The sequence below is a fragment of the Aliarcobacter cryaerophilus ATCC 43158 genome, from assembly GCF_003660105.1.
GTDB classification, from domain to species: domain Bacteria; phylum Campylobacterota; class Campylobacteria; order Campylobacterales; family Arcobacteraceae; genus Aliarcobacter; species Aliarcobacter cryaerophilus.
In genome coordinates, this window is the sequence record NZ_CP032823.1 from 830618 (window position 1) to 850021 (window position 19404).

Annotated in this window: 23 protein-coding genes and 1 tRNA gene; 13 read left to right on the top strand and 11 right to left on the bottom strand. The window is 25.1% G+C overall.

The features are described from left to right. The 3 genes from ACRYA_RS04155 to ACRYA_RS04165 are packed head-to-tail and all read left to right on the top strand — an operon-like array spanning window position 1 to window position 1865. On the top strand, window positions 1-366 hold the full coding sequence (locus tag ACRYA_RS04155; RefSeq protein WP_105917507.1) for a hypothetical protein: 366 nt from the start codon (window positions 1-3) through the stop codon (window positions 364-366). After that, window positions 359-1024: a response regulator transcription factor gene (locus ACRYA_RS04160; protein WP_105917506.1), complete on the top strand. Its 666-nt coding sequence runs from the start codon at window positions 359-361 to the stop codon at window positions 1022-1024. Before ACRYA_RS04155 ends, ACRYA_RS04160 begins: the two co-directional genes overlap by 8 nt. Beyond that, the gene (locus ACRYA_RS04165) at window positions 1014-1865 is read left to right on the top strand and encodes a sensor histidine kinase (RefSeq protein ID WP_105917505.1); all 852 of its coding nucleotides are present in this window, start codon (window positions 1014-1016) and stop codon (window positions 1863-1865) included. The genes ACRYA_RS04160 and ACRYA_RS04165 overlap by 11 nt, the downstream gene beginning before the upstream one ends. On the opposite strand, the gene ACRYA_RS04170 is transcribed toward ACRYA_RS04165, so the two are convergent. Next, window positions 1857-2369, bottom strand: coding sequence for a ribonuclease HI (locus tag ACRYA_RS04170; RefSeq protein ID WP_105917539.1), 513 nt, complete (start codon window positions 2367-2369; stop codon window positions 1857-1859). The two genes, ACRYA_RS04165 and ACRYA_RS04170, sit on opposite strands and share 9 nt — an antisense overlap. Window positions 2370-2508: 139 nt before the next feature. Here ACRYA_RS04170 and ACRYA_RS04175 point away from each other — a divergent pair, with 139 nt between their 5' ends. Then, window positions 2509-2904 carry a hypothetical protein gene (locus ACRYA_RS04175; RefSeq protein WP_105917504.1) on the top strand — a complete coding sequence of 132 codons (396 nt, stop codon included), beginning with the start codon at window positions 2509-2511 and terminating at the stop codon, window positions 2902-2904. 29 nt (window positions 2905-2933) lie between these two features. Here ACRYA_RS04175 and ACRYA_RS04180 read toward each other — a convergent pair. Continuing rightward, a tRNA-Leu gene (locus ACRYA_RS04180) sits at window positions 2934-3018 on the bottom strand. 44 nt (window positions 3019-3062) lie between these two features. Next, window positions 3063-3563: a gamma carbonic anhydrase family protein gene (locus tag ACRYA_RS04185; RefSeq protein ID WP_105917503.1), complete on the bottom strand. Its 501-nt coding sequence runs from the start codon at window positions 3561-3563 to the stop codon at window positions 3063-3065. A 140-nt stretch (window positions 3564-3703) separates the two neighbouring features. Between ACRYA_RS04185 and ACRYA_RS04190 the strand changes: the two genes are divergently transcribed. The 5 genes from ACRYA_RS04190 to ACRYA_RS04205 are packed head-to-tail and all read left to right on the top strand — an operon-like array spanning window position 3704 to window position 7779. Continuing rightward, window positions 3704-3937, top strand: coding sequence for an acyl carrier protein (locus ACRYA_RS04190; RefSeq protein ID WP_105913847.1), 234 nt, complete (start codon window positions 3704-3706; stop codon window positions 3935-3937). Continuing rightward, window positions 3930-5057, top strand: coding sequence for a D-alanyl-lipoteichoic acid biosynthesis protein DltD (locus ACRYA_RS04195; protein ID WP_105917502.1), 1128 nt, complete (start codon window positions 3930-3932; stop codon window positions 5055-5057). The genes ACRYA_RS04190 and ACRYA_RS04195 overlap by 8 nt, the downstream gene beginning before the upstream one ends. A gap of 9 nt (window positions 5058-5066) precedes the next feature. Further along, window positions 5067-5207, top strand: a complete 141-nt coding sequence (locus ACRYA_RS10735) for a hypothetical protein (protein ID WP_164071300.1) — start codon at window positions 5067-5069, stop codon at window positions 5205-5207. Further along, window positions 5207-6346, top strand: coding sequence for an MBOAT family O-acyltransferase (locus ACRYA_RS04200; protein ID WP_105917501.1), 1140 nt, complete (start codon window positions 5207-5209; stop codon window positions 6344-6346). Before ACRYA_RS10735 ends, ACRYA_RS04200 begins: the two co-directional genes overlap by 1 nt. Next, a complete protein-coding gene (locus ACRYA_RS04205) occupies window positions 6343-7779 on the top strand; it encodes an AMP-binding protein (RefSeq protein ID WP_105917500.1) in 1437 nt (478 codons plus the stop codon). The genes ACRYA_RS04200 and ACRYA_RS04205 overlap by 4 nt, the downstream gene beginning before the upstream one ends. Before the next feature lie 26 nt (window positions 7780-7805). On the opposite strand, the gene ACRYA_RS04210 is transcribed toward ACRYA_RS04205, so the two are convergent. After that, entirely contained in the window at window positions 7806-8303 is a 498-nt protein-coding gene (locus ACRYA_RS04210; protein WP_105917499.1) for a transglycosylase SLT domain-containing protein, read from the bottom strand. A gap of 75 nt (window positions 8304-8378) precedes the next feature. After that, window positions 8379-9095 carry a carbon-nitrogen hydrolase family protein gene (locus ACRYA_RS04215; protein ID WP_105917498.1) on the bottom strand — a complete coding sequence of 239 codons (717 nt, stop codon included), beginning with the start codon at window positions 9093-9095 and terminating at the stop codon, window positions 8379-8381. 331 nt (window positions 9096-9426) lie between these two features. On the opposite strand from ACRYA_RS04215, the gene ACRYA_RS04225 reads away from it, so the two are divergent. Further along, window positions 9427-10044, top strand: coding sequence for a hypothetical protein (locus tag ACRYA_RS04225; RefSeq protein WP_105917497.1), 618 nt, complete (start codon window positions 9427-9429; stop codon window positions 10042-10044). A 32-nt stretch (window positions 10045-10076) separates the two neighbouring features. Here ACRYA_RS04225 and ACRYA_RS04230 read toward each other — a convergent pair whose 3' ends face one another. The 3 genes from ACRYA_RS04230 to thiD are packed head-to-tail and all read right to left on the bottom strand — an operon-like array spanning window position 10077 to window position 14016. Further along, the gene (locus tag ACRYA_RS04230; RefSeq protein WP_105917496.1) at window positions 10077-11969 is read right to left on the bottom strand and encodes a glycoside hydrolase family 17 protein; all 1893 of its coding nucleotides are present in this window, start codon (window positions 11967-11969) and stop codon (window positions 10077-10079) included. Beyond that, window positions 11966-13204, bottom strand: coding sequence for a glutamate-5-semialdehyde dehydrogenase (locus tag ACRYA_RS04235; protein ID WP_105917495.1), 1239 nt, complete (start codon window positions 13202-13204; stop codon window positions 11966-11968). The genes ACRYA_RS04230 and ACRYA_RS04235 overlap by 4 nt, the downstream gene beginning before the upstream one ends. Window positions 13205-13263: 59 nt before the next feature. Next, complete coding sequence (gene thiD, locus ACRYA_RS04240; RefSeq protein WP_105917494.1) at window positions 13264-14016, bottom strand: bifunctional hydroxymethylpyrimidine kinase/phosphomethylpyrimidine kinase; 753 nt, start codon at window positions 14014-14016, stop codon at window positions 13264-13266. A gap of 86 nt (window positions 14017-14102) precedes the next feature. On the opposite strand from thiD, the gene ACRYA_RS04245 reads away from it, so the two are divergent. From ACRYA_RS04245 to ACRYA_RS04255, 3 genes are all read left to right on the top strand, one after another. After that, window positions 14103-14417: a DEAD/DEAH box helicase family protein gene (locus tag ACRYA_RS04245; RefSeq protein WP_105917493.1), complete on the top strand. Its 315-nt coding sequence runs from the start codon at window positions 14103-14105 to the stop codon at window positions 14415-14417. A 9-nt stretch (window positions 14418-14426) separates the two neighbouring features. After that, window positions 14427-14807, top strand: a complete 381-nt coding sequence (locus tag ACRYA_RS04250; RefSeq protein ID WP_121443279.1) for a hypothetical protein — start codon at window positions 14427-14429, stop codon at window positions 14805-14807. Between the two features lie 158 nt (window positions 14808-14965). Then, on the top strand, window positions 14966-15538 hold the full coding sequence (locus ACRYA_RS04255; protein WP_121443280.1) for an NUDIX domain-containing protein: 573 nt from the start codon (window positions 14966-14968) through the stop codon (window positions 15536-15538). A 4-nt stretch (window positions 15539-15542) separates the two neighbouring features. Here the strand turns inward: ACRYA_RS04255 and ACRYA_RS04260 are convergent, their stop codons facing one another. The 3 genes from ACRYA_RS04260 to ACRYA_RS04270 all read right to left on the bottom strand — a co-directional run bounded on the left by ACRYA_RS04260 (window position 15543) and on the right by ACRYA_RS04270 (window position 19401). Beyond that, the gene (locus ACRYA_RS04260; protein WP_105917330.1) at window positions 15543-16181 is read right to left on the bottom strand and encodes an HAD family hydrolase; all 639 of its coding nucleotides are present in this window, start codon (window positions 16179-16181) and stop codon (window positions 15543-15545) included. 170 nt (window positions 16182-16351) lie between these two features. Then, on the bottom strand, window positions 16352-16915 hold the full coding sequence (locus ACRYA_RS04265) for an LOG family protein (RefSeq protein ID WP_105917331.1): 564 nt from the start codon (window positions 16913-16915) through the stop codon (window positions 16352-16354). After that, a complete protein-coding gene (locus tag ACRYA_RS04270) occupies window positions 16912-19401 on the bottom strand; it encodes an efflux RND transporter permease subunit (protein ID WP_105917332.1) in 2490 nt (829 codons plus the stop codon). The genes ACRYA_RS04265 and ACRYA_RS04270 overlap by 4 nt, the downstream gene beginning before the upstream one ends. Window positions 19402-19404 lie beyond the last annotated feature (3 nt).

The window sequence follows — 19404 nt, forward strand, 5'->3', positions numbered from 1 at the left end:
ATGATCGATAGCACCATTATTATAATATCAATTTTTATTTTACTATTTATACTAAAAAAATTTAATGTACTAAAGCAAATATCCTATGGTGGAAGGCTTGAGAGTGATTTTCAAGGTTGTTATATTATAAGTTATCCAAAAAGTGCAGAACTTCATAATAAAGGTCAAGCTTTTGATATAGATATTGATGAATTTTTTAGATTAAATCCAAAACTAAAAGGTAAAATTCCTATTGAAAAGAGATTAGGAATAAGAGAAAATGATAAATTATCTCTTGAAATTGAGCTAAAAGAGAGAAAAAAAATAGAAAAAAAATATTCAAATATAACAAAACAAAAATCTAAAAAGAAAAAAGAAAATGTATAGTATTTTACTTTTAGAAGATGATTTACTATTTGCTTCTAGTATTGAAGATTTTTTAGTTTGTGAAGGATTTTGTGTAGATATTGCAAAAGATGGTGAAGAGGTATTCGATTTTACTTTTCATAAAAATTATGATTTATATATTTTTGATATAAATGTTCCAAAAATAAATGGATTAAAAACTCTTGAAAATTTAAGAGCTAGCACAGATAATACACCAACTATTTTTTTAACTTCATATAAAGACAAAGATACTTTAAAAGATGCTTTTTTGAAAGGTTGTGATGATTATTTGAAAAAACCAGTAGATTTAGATGAGCTAATTTTGAGAATAAAAGCTATATTTAAAAGAGAGAATAAAGGTTTTGAAGATATAGTTTTGGAAGAAAACTTGATTTATAATAAAAAAGAGAAAAGATTATATAAAGATAAAAAAGATTTAAAAATTCCTATAAAAGTTTTGGAGTTATTGGAACTTTTTATAGAAAATGAGAAAAAAATTATCTCAAAAGATATGATAGTAGATAGATTGTGGAGTAAATCTCAAACTCATAGTGATGGGTCAATTAGAGTATATGTAAATAGTTTAAAAAATATTTTTGAAAAAAAACAAAATGTAATAACAAATATAAAAGGAATAGGGTATAGATTTGAACTTTAAAAAAATATATTTTTTTATTTCAAGTTTTATTTTAGTTTTTTTTACTATTTTACTTGTTCTTTTTTTAAACTATTTTTTAATTTTTCAGATGAAAATTATAGAAAATAGTTTTATTTTTATACTTTTTCTAACACTTCTTGGTTCTTTCTTTTTTTTATTAATATCTACAAAAATTTTAAAACCAATTTTTCAAAGTGAAGAGAATATAAAAAATAGTATAAAAAATAGGCTTCATGAATTAAATATTCCAACATCTACAATAAAAATAAATCTTCATCTTCTTAAAAAAGATTTAACAGATACAAAAAGTTTAATAAGGCTAGAAAGAATAGAAAAAGCAAATGATAGTTTAAGTTCCTTGTATAATAATATGGAGTACGAATTTAAAAAAGAGTTTGAAAATATAGATTTAGAAGATTTTTCTTTGTTTGATGCTTTAAATAACTCTTTAGATAAATTTGAAGATATAAAAAAAGATACAAATATTGAAGTTTCTGTTCCAAAAGATATAGTTTTACATAGTGATTACAACGGTTTTATAATAGTTTTAGATAATCTTATTTCTAATGCAATTAAATATAATAGTAAAGAAAATCCATATATTAAAATATTATTTGAAAATAGTGTATTGTCAATTTTTAATAAAGGTTTGGGAATTGATACAAAAAATATTATGCTAGTTTTTGAGAGATATTTTCAAGAAAATTCACAAAATATAGGTTATGGAATAGGACTTGCTGTTGTAAAAGAGTTTTGTGATAAAAATAGTATTGGAATAAATATTGAAAGTTTTGAAGATGGAAATAGGATAAATCTAAATTTGAAGAGTATTTTAAAGTAAAGTATTTTTATCTTTAAATTCATTCCTTAATGCACTTCTTGAAGCCTTATCTACAAGATTGAAAATATTATCAATATTATCTTTGAGAATTGTTTTTTTATGACCTTTTACTTTAATAATGTTAAGATTTAATTTACTCTCTTTTTCAAAAAACTCTTTATATAAATCACAATTTTTTATTAACTTTCCAGTTCCTGAGTGATAATTGTTTTCTATTAGTTTATATTTCCTAGTTTTTAGATTAACTATATTTTGACAATCTGTATAAACGTCAATTAAAATATTAGATAAATCATTTTTCTCTTTTTCTATCTGATTTATTGCCCAAAGTAGAGCTTGTAGCTCTAATCTTGTGGAGCTAGTATTTTCAAATTTTTTTATTTTTATGCTTTTATTTAACTTTTCTAATATAATATCTTTATCGTTTTTTACTAAAAATGCAGCAAAACCTATCTTGCTTTGTGGATTTACACTTGAATCTGTAAAAAGTTCTATTTTTTTCAATTTTTTATCTTTATTTAGTATATTATTTTTTAAAACATACAAGCCTATCATAGTTTTGCTATTAAAAAGCTCATCTGTTGTTATAGTTCATTATGTTAGAATAAATTTTTAAAATTGTATATAATTAAAAGGTGTTTATGTGGCTATTTTTGCTTTACAATATTTAGCAGGTGGATTTTTAGATGAAGATTTACAACATTTTAATAAAAAATTTGATGACTGGTGTGTCTCTTTTGATAATTATGAAGATGCTCTAACTCTTGCACAAACTCTTGAGAATTCAGAAAATATAGATATTGTAGAGATAACTCCATTGAGTTATCCAAAATATTTTTTCTCAGAACTTCAAGGTACTATTTATGCTACAAGGCAAATTGAAGATAATATTATTTGTGTAGTAGAACCATTTATTGGTTCAAATTTTAGAATTGCTGTATGTAATCTTAAAACAAAAAAAGTAAGATTTCTTAAAACACACTATAAGAGTATTCCAAGTATTGAAGTTGCTTTTGCAAATTTTAAAGAGCAATATTAACTCATTTTGTAATTATTTAGATATTTTAATGGTGCGGATGGCGAGATTTGAACTCGCACACACGTAATGCACTACCACCTCAAGGTAGCGTGTCTACCGTTCCACCACATCCGCATAGAAAAAATAGACGGAAATTATATCTATTTTTTCTTAAAATATTAACTATATTCGTTTTTATAATCTACATAGTGCATAGCATGGTTTATTAAACCTTGAACTTCCTCATCGCTCAGTTCTCTTACAACTTTTGCAGGACTTCCCATAATCATACTTTTTGGTGGAAAAACTTTTCCAGCTGTTACTAAAGAGTTTGCTCCTACTATACTTCCTTCACCAATTACAGCATTATCTAAAATTGTAGCACTCATTCCAATTAGACAGTTATTTTCAATTTTGCAACCATGAAGCATTACTTTATGTCCAACAGTTACATTATCTCCAATAGTTGTTTTTGAGTTTGTATCTGTATGAATACAAGATAAATCTTGAATATTTGTATTTTTACCAATTCTTACTTCATTTACATCAGAACGAATTACACAACCAAACCAAATGGAACTATTCTCTCCTATTTCTATATTTCCTATTAAATCTGCACTTGGTGCTATCCAAGCTGAAGAGGCGATTTTTGGATAAAACTCTTTAAATTTTAGTATCATAATTTACTCCTAAATATAAATCTGGATTGTATTTAAAAAAAGTAGCAATAAAATTACAAATATTTTTTATTTTTTTGCTCAAAAATTTAAAATATTTAATATAATTCCATTTGATTACATAAAAAATTTTAGGAAATAAAATGGATATTGCTAATAGGATTAAACCTTTGGTTGAAGAGATTGCTTTTAAAAGTGTTGAGATAGATGAGCCACTATATACATCAAATTTAATTGATAGTATGGGAACAGTTGATTTAGCAATGATGTTAGAAGATGAGTTTAGTATAAAAATTGATACTAGGGATATTATTGAAAGTAATTTTGATAGCATTAGTAAATTGGTCAACTACATAAAAAGTAGAATTGGTGAATAATCGTTTAGTATTAAATATTTCTGCTCTATTTTTTGCATTTCTTGTAGTTTTTATTGTACTTTTTTTTATAAAAGATAAATTATTTGACTACTATTTTACTTATTTAGAATCTCTTAAAAAAACAGTTGAATTACAAAGTGATTTAGAAAATGGAAAAATTGTATTATTTGGTTCTTCTGAATTAGTAGTTTATCCTAATCAAAAATTTTTACCTCAAAACTTTTTTAATAATGATTTAAAAATACCTTTAAGAGTTCAAGGGAATGAAGGTCATCAATCCTTTGTTATATTATCCCAATTAGCAGCGTTTGATAATAAAAAAGTAAGGCAAAATGCAAAAGTTGTAGTTATGTTGTCTCCTAGTTGGTTTACAGGAAGTAGTGATAATGGTCTTACTATGGCAAAATTTTTAGAATATATGAATTTGGGAATGATGAATAAACTTTATTTTGAAGGTCAAACTCAAGATAAGTACAAATTTTTAATAAGTGATTATATTCAAAATAATATCTCATATATTAAAGAACCAACTTTTATATATGAAACAACATTTAAAGAAATAAAAGATGAATATATAAATAATAAAATTAAAAAGTTTATAATAGAAAAATTTGATGAAAAGTATGTTAAATTGCAAGATATTAAGTATTTTAAGCAAGATTTGAATTTTGATAATTTAAAAAATGAAGCAAAAAGTATAGAAACTTCATCTTCAAATAATAAGTTTGGAATTCAAAATGAATATTATTCAAAATATATTGAACCACAAATTGCAAAAAATAATTTTCCATTTGAAATAGTAATACCACCATCTTTAGAGAAAAATGAAGAGTATCAAGATTTTTTAGATTTACTTGATTTTTTAGATAGTTATAAAATAAAACCTCTTTTTATCATGCAAGATTTACACCCTCATATTTTTATAAAGAATAGAGAAAATGCAAACTTACTTATGGAAACAATAAAATCAAAAGTTTTAGAACATAATTTTGAATATATGGATATGTGGACATATAAAAAAGAGGATTATGAGATTGGAACTTTAATAGATATTGTTCATTTTGGTGAGTTAGGTTGGGTTAAAGCCAATCAAAAAATAGTTGATTATTTTGTTAAATAAGGAAATTTTTTGAGATATTTTTTTAAATTCTTTTTTATATATCTTCTTTTGATAGTTGGTCTTTTGTATATTTTAGCTGATGAAAATATAAATGATTTAAGTGGAAATGATGTTGATTCTACTGTTGAATTTGTATATGAGGAGTTTTAATGTATGATTTTTTTCCTTTTTCAGGAGTTGGATTTTTTATAATAAGTTTTGCATTTATTATTTTTTTACATATATTTAAAAATATTTTAACTAAATTCATCTCATATAAAATGGTTATTTTTATAGCTGTTGTTCTTTATATATCTTTTGCAATTCCTGAGTCTTATGGACTTTTTTTAATTCTGATTTATACTTATATTGTTTATTATATTTTTGTAAAAAATGATTACAAAGAGACACTTTTCCCAATGATTGTTATAGCTTTTCCTATGATGTTACATAAAATTGATTTAGATAATCCTATGTTTAAGATTATTGGTATTTCATATATTACATTTAGAACTATTCAAGCAATAGTTGATAGTCATAACTATGGAAAACTATCATTTTTTGAGTTTACATCATTTTTACTATTTCCAACAACTCTACTAGCAGGTCCAATAGATAGATCATATAGATTTCAAGAGGATTTGCAAAAAGGTTATACAAATTTAACTTTAGTAAATATGTTAAAAGGTTGGGAGATTTTAGCTGTTGGAGTTTTATTTAAATTTGTTTTTGCAAAACTTGTTACTATGTTTTGGCTTGGAAAAATAGATGAAAATAGTACTTTATTTTTTGATATGGCAAATAGTGCATATGCATACACAACTTATCTTTTTTTTGATTTTGCTGGTTATAGTGCAATGGCCGTTGGACTTAGTATAATGATGGGTATTTTTGTTCCAATGAACTTTAATCATCCATATCTTGCACCAAATCCACAAGATTTTTGGAGAAGATTTCACATAACTTTAGGAAGTTGGCTAACTGATTACTTTTTTAAACCATTATATAAATATCTTCATAATTTTACTTTTCTAAAAGGTAGAAAATTACTTATACAAAATATTGCAATAACATGCACTTTTTTACTTATGGGAGTTTGGAATGGTTTAACTTGGTATTTTATTTTTAGTGGTTTTTTATTTGGAATTTATTCAAGTATTCATAACTCTTATGTTTTGTATGTTAAAAAGGGAGGATATGATTATTTTTCATTTTTTCCAGATATTATAAGTATAAATTTAAAAAGATTTTTGATGATAAATGCAGCAGTTTTTGCTCTATATATTTTTAGTGGGAGAGTTCCTTTATGAGATTTGATTTTAAACTTTTAGATTTTGTTGATTGTGAAAAAGATTTTGACAAATTGGCTGTTTGCGGAAGTGACAAAGATTTAACTTGGAGTGAGTTAAAAAATGAAGTAGATATTTTTAAGAAGAAACTTCAAAACTATAATCTTCCAAAAGGGCATCCAGTTCTTATTTATGGACATAAAGAAGTAGATTTTATAGTAAGTATTATAAGCTGTATGAGTTTAGGATTTCCATATATTCCTATTGATACAATTTATCCAAAAGATAGAGTTGAAAAAATAGCAAGTATTGTAAAATCTGCTATTAAGATAGATACGATAGAAAATAAAATAGATTTTAACCAAAGTAATATATCTACTTCATATTTATTAAGTGACCAAATAATCTATATTATTTTTACATCAGGAAGTACAGGTGAGCCAAAAGGTGTTCAAATTACACAAAACTCTATTTTGGATTTTGAAAAGTGGTTAAATAGCGATTTTGGATTATCAAAAAATAGTGTATTTATGAATCAAGCACCTTTTAGTTTTGATTTATCTGTTTATGAGTTAGTTGGTTTTTTATCTTTAGGAGCAACTATTGTTTTAAATAGTAAAGATATTATAGAAAATCATCTTCTATATTTTGAAAGATTAAAAAAATACTCTTGTAATGTTTGGGTTTCAACTCCATCATTTATTAGTAAGCTTCTACTTTCATCTGAGTTTGTAGAAGAAAATATAAAAAGTTTAAAAACTTTTCTTTTTTGTGGAGAGGTTTTACCTTCAAATACTGTAAAAAGAATAAAAAATAGTTTTCCATCTTCTATTGTTTTAAATACATATGGACCAACAGAAGCTACTGTTGCTACAACTTTGATAGAGATTACTTTTGATATTTTAGAAAAATATTCAAAAAATTTACCTGTTGGTTATGTAAAAGAAAATTCAAATATAAATTTACTAGATATTGATGAGCAAAATATTGGTGAACTTGAAATAGTTGGAGATAATGTATCTATTGGATATTTTAAAAATGAAGAGTTAAATAAGCAAAAATTTGAAAAAAAGTATGAAAAACGAAGTTTTAGAACAGGAGATTTTGGTTATTTTGAAGATAATTTACTCTTTTTTGCAAATAGAAAAGATGAGCTTATAAAACTTCATGGATTTAGAATAGAGTTAGGAGAGATAGATAAAGAGCTTCTTAGTGATAAAATTGTAAATGAATCAATCACAATTGCATTAAAAAGAGGAAATGATGTTTCAAAGATTATCTCTTTTGTTATAGGTTCTAAATCTTTAGATATTGAAGTTTTAAAACAGAATATCTCAAAAAATCTTCCATATTATATGATTCCAGCTGATATTGTTGTGTTAGATAAATTTCCATATAATTCAAACCATAAAATCGATAAAAATGAGTTAATAAATATTTATAAAAGTATGTAAAATAAAGAGATTTATCTCTTTATTTTTTACACATTGAATTTTTTTAGTTCTTTAATTATTAGAGCAATCTCTTTTGAGTACTCTTTTGCTTGTTTACTATTAAATTTGTAACCAGCATTGTAGCTTCCCCAAACTTTTGTCCAATCATTTCTATGAATTTTTTGCCAAAAAGTAAGTTCTTCTATTGCATTTTTTGTAGCAAACTGAAAATCAGAAACTAATTTTGATGCAAAAACATTCCTATTCCAAGTAGTATCTTTTATATTTTGTCTACTTAAAACAGTTTTGATATTTGCTTGATAAAGACCAAAATCTTTTGTGTCAAGGTTTACCATATACTCACCAAGTTTTGATTCTTTGATTGCTATTGCCATCAAAGTATAACTAAGTCCAGTATCTTCGCCATGCTTTTTTATCTCTTTTAGTGTTTCTAGTTGCTCTTGTGTTAAGTTCTTTATATCTACGTTAGATGCAAAAACATTAGAAATAAATAGTAAAATCAGTAATAAAGATTTAAATTTCAATGTTTTCTCCTTTTTTAAATTTTTTTAATAGGGATAAATAGTATTTTAAAATTGTGTAATAATTGTAAAACAAAATTAATTTAACCCAATATCTATATACTTTCTAACTTTTAAAATTTCATCTTTATCAAATTTTGCTTCTAAAATTGTTTTGTTGTCATCTTTTATGAGATTTCCAAAAGGCGATATTATAGCACTTCCTTTTGCCATATTATCATTTGAACTATTGCTTGCAACTACAAAACTTTGATTAACTAAAGCTAGAGCTTTACTAATAGTTTCATAATGCTCTTTTCTTTTTACTCCCCACATAGCAGGATTTAAAATAATATCAGCACCTTTTATTTGTTCCCAAAGAGTAGGGAATCTAAGCTCAAAACATATTAAAGTTGCTATTTTTAATCCATTTATCTCTATAATTTTTATTTGATTCTCTTTTGATGGAGTAAAATATTCATCTTCATCTCCTAAAGGAAAGAGTTTTATCTTATCTTGAGTATGGACAATATTTTTATTAAAAAAGATAAATAATCTATTATAAAAATTATCATCTTCTTTTATAATTGTAGTAATTGCTATAATTTTATTTTCTGAAAGCTCTTTTATCTCATCTATTGCTTTGATTGAAAATATACTAGCTTCTTCCATGTTATTGTATGCAAAACCTACAAGACAAAGTTCAGGTGCTAATATTAGCGAGTCATTTTTACAAGATAGAATTAAACTTTTAAAAGTTTCAAGATTTATTTCAAAATTTTCACAAGTTTTCATTTGAAGAGATATTAGGTTCATTTTTTTCCTTTTTCTAAATTTAGTAGATACTCTTTTATTGAAACTCCACCAGTGTAACCACCTATATTTCAATTATTTGCTATTACTCTATGGCAAGGTACAGTAGGCACAAATAGTATTAGTTTTTCTTCAAAACTAGCAGCAAACATTAAAAGTTTTTCAGTTTGAATAGTTGTTGTATAAATAGTCTAATCTTTCATATTAGAAATTTTAACATAGATAAGATTTAGTTTTAAATATTAAAAAAATAAAAATATTCTCTATTTGCTTGTATATAGGAAATTTATTTATATAGATGTATAATTTTGCTAATTTATTATTAGGAAAATATATGAAAAAAATAGCAGTTGTAATTTTATTGTTTAGTGCTTGTTCTTTGTTTGCTCAAAATAACAGATATGATATAAAATCTGGTATTGTTGAATATGATATTTTAGGAACTACAAATTCAAAAGATCATACTTTTAGTGGAAGTAGTACTTTGTACTTTAAAGATTTTGGTAATTTAGAGTTATTTGATGAGATTATTACTCAAAAAAGAGGCTCTATAGTTGAAGAAGAGAGAAATACATATAAAATTTCAAAAGGTAAAATCTATTCAGCAGATTTTAATGATGAGATAATTTATTCACAAGATTTAAGTGTTGATGATGAAAATCCTATTGCAAATACAAAAAATAGAGAAGCATTTAAAGAGATGGGTGCAAAGTTTTTGGGTAATGAGAATATTTTAGGATATAAATGCGATATTTGGGAGTTAGGTGAGTATAAAATTTGGGTTTATAATAGTGTTCCTCTAAAGCAAATTAGTAAATCTTTAGGTGTTGAGCAAATGCAAATTGCTAAAAATGCAAACTTTAATATTGATATAAAAGATAATAAATTTAAACTACCAAATTTTCCAGTAAAAGCTATAGATGTAATTATAACAGAGGGTGAAGAGGATTAAAATAGATTGAAGATTTTCTTCAATCTATTTTTTTAGTTTAATAGTTTTTTATTTTTATCTTTTGTTATAGTATAAAGTACGATAATAAATGCAATAGCTCCTAAAAATGTATTTGTAAGCATTGAAGCTAAAATACTTAAAACTAAAGCAGTGATGATAAATGGTTTTTTATCTACTAATAATGCAAACGCAGAAGCTATAATCGCTGCAATTCCAATATAGTTGAAATATAGTAAATACCAAACATTTCCAACAATTGAACATAAGAAACCACCACCATTTAGTTTACAAGAAATATCCATATCTCTATTCATAATAAAACCATGTTTAAACAGTAGTATAGCAATACAAATAGCTACAATATAAATAATTGGTTTTTTTAACTCATTTAAACTACTATTTTTTAAAGAACCAACACATAAAATAATTACAAACACAAGATTTATAATAGCTAAAATATTGCTAAAAATATTTAGAGTTGTTTCGTTGTAAACCATTACAAGAGTGTTTATAAATAAAATAATAGCAAATAGTCTTTCAAAATTTCCAAATTTTAATCTATCAAATTTACCAAAATATGACCATAAGAATGAAATAGCAAGTATTATTAATCCATAAATTTCAAAATTCTCATATCTTCCATTGTAAGCTATATTTACAGTCATAATAAATATAAAAATCATACTAAAGTAGAAAGCAACTTTAGAAATAATCTCATACTGATTTTTAGAAACTATATGTTTTAAAAGTTCATAATATACATAAAGTTGTGTTCCTAAAAGTAAAATAGCCCAAAAAGCTTCCAAATTATTTCTTGAAATTACAACATATTGTTCAACTTGAAGCATAAATAAAGATGCAAATATAGTATTTACAATACTAAAAGTTATAAGCCTAATTGTTGATGTTTGTTCATTTTTGAATCTTATAAAAAATCCAAATATTAAAACTAAAGAACCAAAAGCTAAATATAGATAGTTTGGAAAGTTTGAAACATCTCCACTAAATACATTTTTATCTGCTCTATCTTTATCAAAAATTCCCCAAAAACCACCAACAGCACCTTCACTTTTTCTTTTCCAAGGTTGATCTATTGCTTCAATTATATTGTATTGCCAGTTGTGTTCGTTTGCAAGTTTTACAAAATCTCTTATATAAATTGCTTGATTTATCTTGCTAGGAGCTGCATCTTCTCTCATTCTTCCTTCACTTGGCCATCCTGTTTCACCAATTAAAATATTTGAAGTTCCAAGCTCTTTTTCTACTTCAATTCTTACATTTTTTACATGTTCAATTGAATCGTGAATATTTTTTGGTTCATCTTCCCAATATGGCAAAATATGAATAGTTACAAAATCTGTAAGTTCTTTTATTTTTGGATATTTAAGCCAAAATTCCCAAACATCTGCATAAGTTACAGGATATTGTGGAAGAGCCTCTTTTACCTCTTTTATATATTTTGCTAGTTGTACATCAGTTTGGTCTCCTCTTAGAAGAACCTCATTTCCTACAATAATTGCTTTTATAACTTCAGGATATTGTTTTGCTAACTCTTTTAAAGTAGCAATTTCAGCAACTGCTTGCTTCTCTTCTTTACCTATCCAAATCCCCATTAAAACTTGCATTCCTAACTCTTTTGCAACTTTTGGAACAAGTTCTTGCCCAACAGTCGAATAAGTTCTTACACAAGAAGTATATTTAGAAAGAAGTTCCATATCGTTTCTTATGTTTTCTTCTTTTAAAACCATCCCTTTTTCAAAGAAAAATGGTGACTCATCTTTTCCATAAGGTGCATAAGATACACATTGAAGTTTATCAAAGCTATTTGAATTGTCTTTTAAGATTGCCTTTTCACCTAAATAGTGCCAAAAAAATAGTGTTGCAATAACACTACAAAATATTAAAAAAAGTCTATTTGTACTCATTTTGTTCTAACTTGTCCTTGTCCGTAAATTTTGTATTTAAATGTTGTTAAATCATTTATTCCCATAGGTCCTCTTGAGTGAAGTTTATTTGTAGAAATTCCAACTTCAGCACCAAGACCAAACTCTCCACCATCTGTAAATCTAGTACTCGCATTTGCATATACACAAGCTGCATCAACTTCATTTAAAAATTTATTTATTGCAGTATAGTTTTCACTTAAAATTGCTTCAGAGTGTCCTGAACCATGTTTTGATATATGCTCTATTGCTTCATTTAGGTTTTCTACAACTTTGATATTTAAAATATTTTCTAAATACTCAATATAAAAATCTTCCTCTTTTGCTGGAGCAATTTTTATATACTCTAAAGTTTTTGGACAACCTTTTAAAATAGTTCCATAAGTGCTAAGCTCTTCTTGAATTCCTGTTAAAATATAAGGAGCTATATCTTTGTGAACTAAAAGAGTTTCTAATGAGTTACAAGCACTTGGTCTTTGACATTTTGCATTTATTACAATATTTATAGATTTTGTTGCATTTGCATCTTTATCTATAAAAGTATGACAAACTCCTTTGTCATGTTTGATTACAGGTATACTAGAGTTTTGAGTGATAAATTTAATTAAAGCTTCACCGCCTCTTGGAACTATTAAATCTACATATTTATCTTCAACAATCAATTTTGCAACACCTTCCCTGCTACTATCAGGAAGCAAAGAAACTATCTCTTTTGGAAGATTATTTTTTTCTAAAACATCTTGTATTATTTTAGCTATTGCTTTGTTTGAGTTTTCAGCTTCTTTTCCACCTTTTAAAACACAAACATTTCCACTTTTAAAACAAAGTGCTGCTGTATCGCTTGTTACATTTGGACGACTCTCATAAATAATAGCAATAACACCAATTGGAATAGATACTTTTTGAATATTTAAGTTATCTTTAGTAAGCCAACCATCTAAAATCCTTCCAACTGGTTCTGTTTGAGAAGCAATTTGTCGTATAGCATTTGCCATATCTTGAATTCTGCTATCGTTTAAGTATAATCTATCTTGCATTGCAGAGCTTAAATCAAGCTGCTTTGCTAGTTTCATATCTTTTATATTTTCTTCAATAATTAAAAATGAGTTCTCTTCAAGTGCATCCGCAAATTGTAGAAGGGTTTGGTTTTTTATAGCTGTGCTAAGAGTTGCTACAACACGACTGCTTTGTTTTGCTTTTTGTAGAAATTCTTTCATAGATTTTTCCTAAAAATTTTGTGTAAATATACTAAAATTTGGCTTTGTATAGGCTTTGTTTATAAAATGTGATTTATAGGTCCATTTCCTCTTCCAAAATTTGGAGCATTTTTTATAGCTTTGTAGATATATTTTTTTGATTTTTTTATACTTTTACAAAGAGATTTGTCTCTTGCAAGAAGCGAAGCAATAGAAGCACTAAAACTGCAACCTGTTCCATGAGTATTTGAAATATCAGCTTTTTTACCTTTGAATATCTTAATTTTCCCATTTTTTTTCAACAAAACATCTACTGTTTGATTATAACTTTTTATTATATTTTTAAAGATAATATTAGTTGGAATATCTTTTAGACTTTTTATATCATTTATATTTTTTACACCAAAAAAAAGTTCAGCTTCTAAGCTATTTGGTGTTATTAAATAAGCATATTTAAAGTTTGATTTTAAACTATTTATAGCCTCATCATCAAGAAGTTTTGAACCAGCTCTTGAAATAGCAACAGGATCTAAAACTATTGGTATATTTAACTCTTTTATAGTTTCAAAAACTTCAAGAATCAGTTCTTTTGAGCTTAACATTCCTATTTTTATACAATTTACTTTAAAATCTTCTATTATAGATTTTATCTGTTTTGCTACAAATTTTGGTTCTAAAACAACTACATCACTAACACCCAAAGTATTTTGTACTGTAACTGCTGTAATTGCTGTTGTCATAAAAACTTTGTGATAAAATCCACTTTTTATGTCAGCTTGAATACCAGCTCCACCACTACTATCACTTCCTGCAATACTTAAAACTATTTTCATATTTTCCCTTAAAATCTAAAATATGTTAAGTATAATTAAAAAAAGGTTAAAATGCTCCCATAAATTGCTAATAAATAGGAAAATAGATGAAAATCAAAGATATTTTAAAATCAAAATCAAAAGAGCTTGTAGATATAGCAAGTGAAAATACAACAAAGCTTTTTGACTATCCAAAAATAAAAAGCAAACAGCTAAAAGATATGATAAATTTAAAGATTAGAGAAAAAGCAATAATAGCAACAAAAGCTAGATTAATAGAAAATAGTAAAAATATAAATGATTTTAGCGATGAAGATTTAGAGATAATTATTGCTGATGAAGAGAGAAAAATAGTTGATGATTTAAAAACAAAATCCCTAGTTGTAGCTCTTGCGGCTTTGGGTATCAACTTTTTTGTGTAAGGATAACAAATGTTTAAACAAGTGAAATCAGCTCTTTTTTGGTACTACTTATATAAGTTTAGAAAAAGAGCTATTTTTATCTTTTTTCTTCTTTTAGTAGCACTATTTTCTGGATTTATATATGGTGATGTTGTTGAATATTTAAAACTTACACAAAATATTGAATATTTAAAATATGTTTTAGCTTTAAAATGGTTTATAATCATATTCAATTTTTTACTATCTATTTACTTAATTTTAACACTTTTTAAAAATAGTACAAATGATGAAAAGAGTAATATAAAAAAAGAGAAATTTGAAATTAAAAATAGTTTTACTCAAAGAGAGACTGAACTTTTAAATAAGAAAAAACTTACAAATAAAGCAGAAAATATAATAAAAAATAACTAAAAGCTATTTTTTATTTTAAAACTAAAAAATAATAGCTTAATTTTGTCTTAAAATAAGTTTTTTAATCTCAATTATATTTTAATATGTCACAATACAAAAAAATTATCTTTTTATCTTTTTTTAAAAATATAGAAAGCTTTAAAATGAAATGAGTATAAATGAGAGTGGTTGTAGGTATAATAACTGATAATAAAGAAATATTATTATTAAAAAAGAATAATCCAGATTGGCAAAAAGGATTATACAATGGAATTGGTGGAAAAGTTGAATTAAATACAACTCCACTTGAAACAATAATAAGAAAATCTGAAGAGGAGTTAGGCGTAAATATTTCAAATTGGAGAGAATTAGATAGTGAAATGTCATCAAGTGGCGTTGAGATTGTATATTTTTTGACTATCTTAAATGAAGGTGAGATAAAAAAACTACAAAGTCAAACAGATGAAAGATCAGAACTATTTTTAATAAATAATCTTCCTAAAAATATTCTTCAAGATTTAAAAGTTCAAATAGATAGAGAATTTCTTAAACCCAAAAAAAAGATGAATAGAAAAACAAAATTGCTTATTTATATTTTCATTCCTATTTTTATTATTTTACTCTCTTTAATGATTGTAGGAAAAGTTAAAACTGGAAGTTTTTTCTACTATCTTACAGATAAAAAAGAGGATATAGATAAAGATAAATCAATAGAATTTATAAAAGGTTTCAATTCAAAGTTGTTTGGGTAATAATTCATAATAATTTTTCAAGCTCGTCTAGGTTATTTATAAAAAAATCTGCTTTTTTAAAATCTTGATTTATTGTAAACTCATTTTTTACAACAATACAATCAAGATTTGCTCTTTTTGCACTCTCTAATCCTCTTTGAGAATCCTCTACAACTATTGCTTCAAAAGGTTTTGAACAAAACTTTTCTAAACCTTTTAGATATGGTTCTGGATTTGGTTTTGCTTTTGCATAATCTTCAACACAAAGTACAAAATCCATAAAATCAGTGATTCCTCTATTTTTGTGAATTAACTCAAAATCAACTCTTCTTGAAGTTGTTATTATTGCCATTTTATATTTTTTTGATAGATTTTTTAAAATATCTTTTACTTTTGGTATATTTATATCTTTTGTTTGTAAAAACTCTTGATAAAAACCATCTCTTAGATTTCTATGTTTTTCTATAATATCTTTTTCAATATTATGAAGAAGTGCTAGTTCAAAAGCACTTCCGCCTTTTACCATAATATTTTGATAAAAATCCATCTCAAGATTTAATCCTAAAAGAGCAAGAGATTTTTTATTTGCTTCAAAGTACCATTTTTCAGTTTCAACTAAAACACCATCATTATCAAAAAGAATATATTTTTTTAAATTTTTCATATACAACCTTTAAAAAAGAGAATAAAAAAAGGAAGCTGTTTAAAGCTTCCTTTGTTTTTATAGGAGGAGAAAAAGTTAAAATTAATTAACTTACGAAAGAATTATATAAATTCATAATTAACCTCTTATAAATACAAAATTAATAAATAGTAAATAAGAGCAATATTATCTTATTTGTCCCATTTTGCTTTTGGAGCTTCATAATTTTTTATTTTCTCTATAATTTCATCAATATTATCACTAACAATCAACATATCAACAAATCTTCTATCCATAAAACCACTATTTGCACAAGAGTAGAAAAATTCAATTAATTTATCATAATATCCGTTTATGTTTACAAAAGCGCAAGGTTTCTTATGATAACCAATTTGTGAAGAAGCTATAACATCAATAATCTCTTCAAATGTTCCATAACCACCTGGAAGAGCTATAAAAGCATCACTTAGTTCTTCCATTTTTGCTTTTCTCTCTCTCATACTATTTACTTTATAGATTTTTGAAATATTTGTATTTTCAAGTTCTTTTCCAACTAAATCAAAAGTTATTACACCTGTTACTTTGTTTCCTAAACTTAAAGATTTATTTGAGATAACTCCCATTAATCCTTGTTTTGAACCACCATAAACAATATTTATATTGTTTTTATATAATTTTTCTGCAAGTTCTATAGTTTTTTCTTCATATATTTTACTATTTCCAAAAGCAGAACCGCAATAAATTGCTACATTCATAAGCTATCCTCCTCATTTTTTGTTTTAAATGGTTTAAATATAAATATCAATCTTGGAAGTAAAATAAGATTTGCTATTAAAACACTAATCATTACAACTGCTGTTAGAAGTCCAAAATATATAGTTGGAACTAGATTTGAAAGCATAAGTATTGAAAATCCAATAACAACAATAATAGTCGTATGATACATAGGATGACCAACTGTATTTATTGCTTTATTTATTGCTATTTTATAGTTTCCATGGCTTTGTTTATACTCAAAATCAAATCTATGCATAAAATGAATAGTATCATCAACAGCAATTCCTAAAGCAATAGCAGCAATTGTAATAGTCATAATATCTAGTGGAATAAAAAGCCAACCCATAATCCCAAAAACAAGAGAAATAGGAATTAGATTTGTAATTAAAGCTATTAAAGCCATTTTTATATTTTTAAAAAGTATTAAAAACATAATTCCTAAAACAAAAATAGAAGCTCCAGCAGTTGAAATTTGAGACTCAAATAGCGATTGAAGCATATTGTTGTACAAAATCATAAGGTTTGTAAGTCTAAAAGTTGTATCTTTGTTTGTGATAATTTCTTCTAAATCTTTATTAATTTTTTTGATAAGCTCATTTCTTCTTAATTCATCATTTGAATCAATTATTCTCATACTAATTCTAGCTTCGTTAGCTTCAATATTTACAAAAGGGCTTAATATGAGTTTTTTATAATCTTCTGGAAGTTGATTGTAAATAAGTGCTAGAGTTATTCCATCTAAATCTCTATTGTCATTTAAAGTTTTTCCAATTTTAAGTAAAGTTGCTAAAGATTGAACTTTTCCAACCTCTGGAATATTATCAAGATAATCATGTACTTTTGTGATTAATTCCATTTTATCTTGTGAAAACCAATATTGTTTATCATCGTTTTTTAATATAAACTCATTTTCAAAATTATCAAAATCACTATTTTCTTCTATTTTTACTATATTTTTATCTTCTTTAAATTTTATAATAATATCAAGAGGAGTAGTTCCTCCTAGATTTTCATCAATTACTTTCATACCTTTATAAATCTCTGTATTTGATTTGAAATAGTTTATAAAAGAGTTCTCAACAAAAATTTTTGAACTTCCAATAATAGAAAAAACTGTAGTTAAAATTGCTATGATAATTATAATTTTTCCACGATAAATTATAATATTTGGTAGTTTTTGTATAAAAGATATTCTTTTTTCTTTTTTTTCAACTTCTTCTTTTTTTCCAATAAGTAGCAAAAAAATTGGAAAATATATAAAAGTTAAAACCAAAGAAACCAAAATCCCAACACTCATCATAAGTCCTAGATTTATAACAGGTTCAATATTTGATAAAACCAAAGATGAAAATCCAACAACTGTAGTAATGATTGCAAAAAAAGATGGAATTATTTTTGATAAAACTGTATTTATAATTAGCTTATATTGACTTGCATTTTTGTATTTAAAGTATAGTTCTTTGTATCTCTCAACTAAGTGAACAACCATGGACATTGTTATTATTAGTTGCAATGCAACAAAATTTGAAGATATTACTGTAACTTCCCAAGAGAATATTCCTAAAATACCAGAAGTACTTAATATTGATATAAAACAGATAAATAAAACTATAAAAACCCATCTAAAGCTTCTAAAAATATAGTATAAGATAAAAATAAAAATAAAAACAAGACTAACACCATAAATCAATAAATCATTTTTTACAAAATGCACAGCATCGTTAGCTATCATGCTAACTCCACCTAAGAATATTTTTGCATCTCCTTCATAGTTTTTGATAATATTTCTTATCTCTTCAATGTTTTTGCTATCTTTTACTCTTGAATTAGCTCTATACTCTTTAAATTCTAAGTTATTTTTTTCTAACTCTTCTTTTTCATTTTCACTTAAATCTTTAATATTTTGTTTTTGTAAAAGATTTTCTCTTTTTGCAATAAATTCAAAATATTTTTCATCATCTTTTAGATGAAGTATCAAAGCAGTTGTTTTAAAATCTGAACTCACAAGAGCATTTTTGTACAAAGGAGAGTTTAAAAACTCTTTTTCAACTAAAGATTTATCAAACTCTTTTGAACTTAAACTATCAACTCCTGCAACTAAGTCTGAAATAGGGCGGATTGGGGATTGAAGAAGTGGAACAGTAAGGATTGAATCAACTTTTTCAATATTTTCAACTTTAGCAAAATCATCAGAAATATTTTTTATAATCTTTAAAGTTTCATCATCCAAAAGATTCTTTTTTGGACTAAAAGTAACTATCAAAAAATTTGAGCTTTCATATTTTTTAAAACTCTCTCTAAAAAACTTTAAATCCTCATCATCTTCAAGAAGTAGTGTTTCTGCACTTGCATCTATTTGCATATCTTTTGCATTGTAAGATAAGTATCCCACAAAAAGTGAAGATACTATCAAAAATAAAAAAGGATACTTAAAAATCAAAGTATCATAGATTTTTTTATACATAAA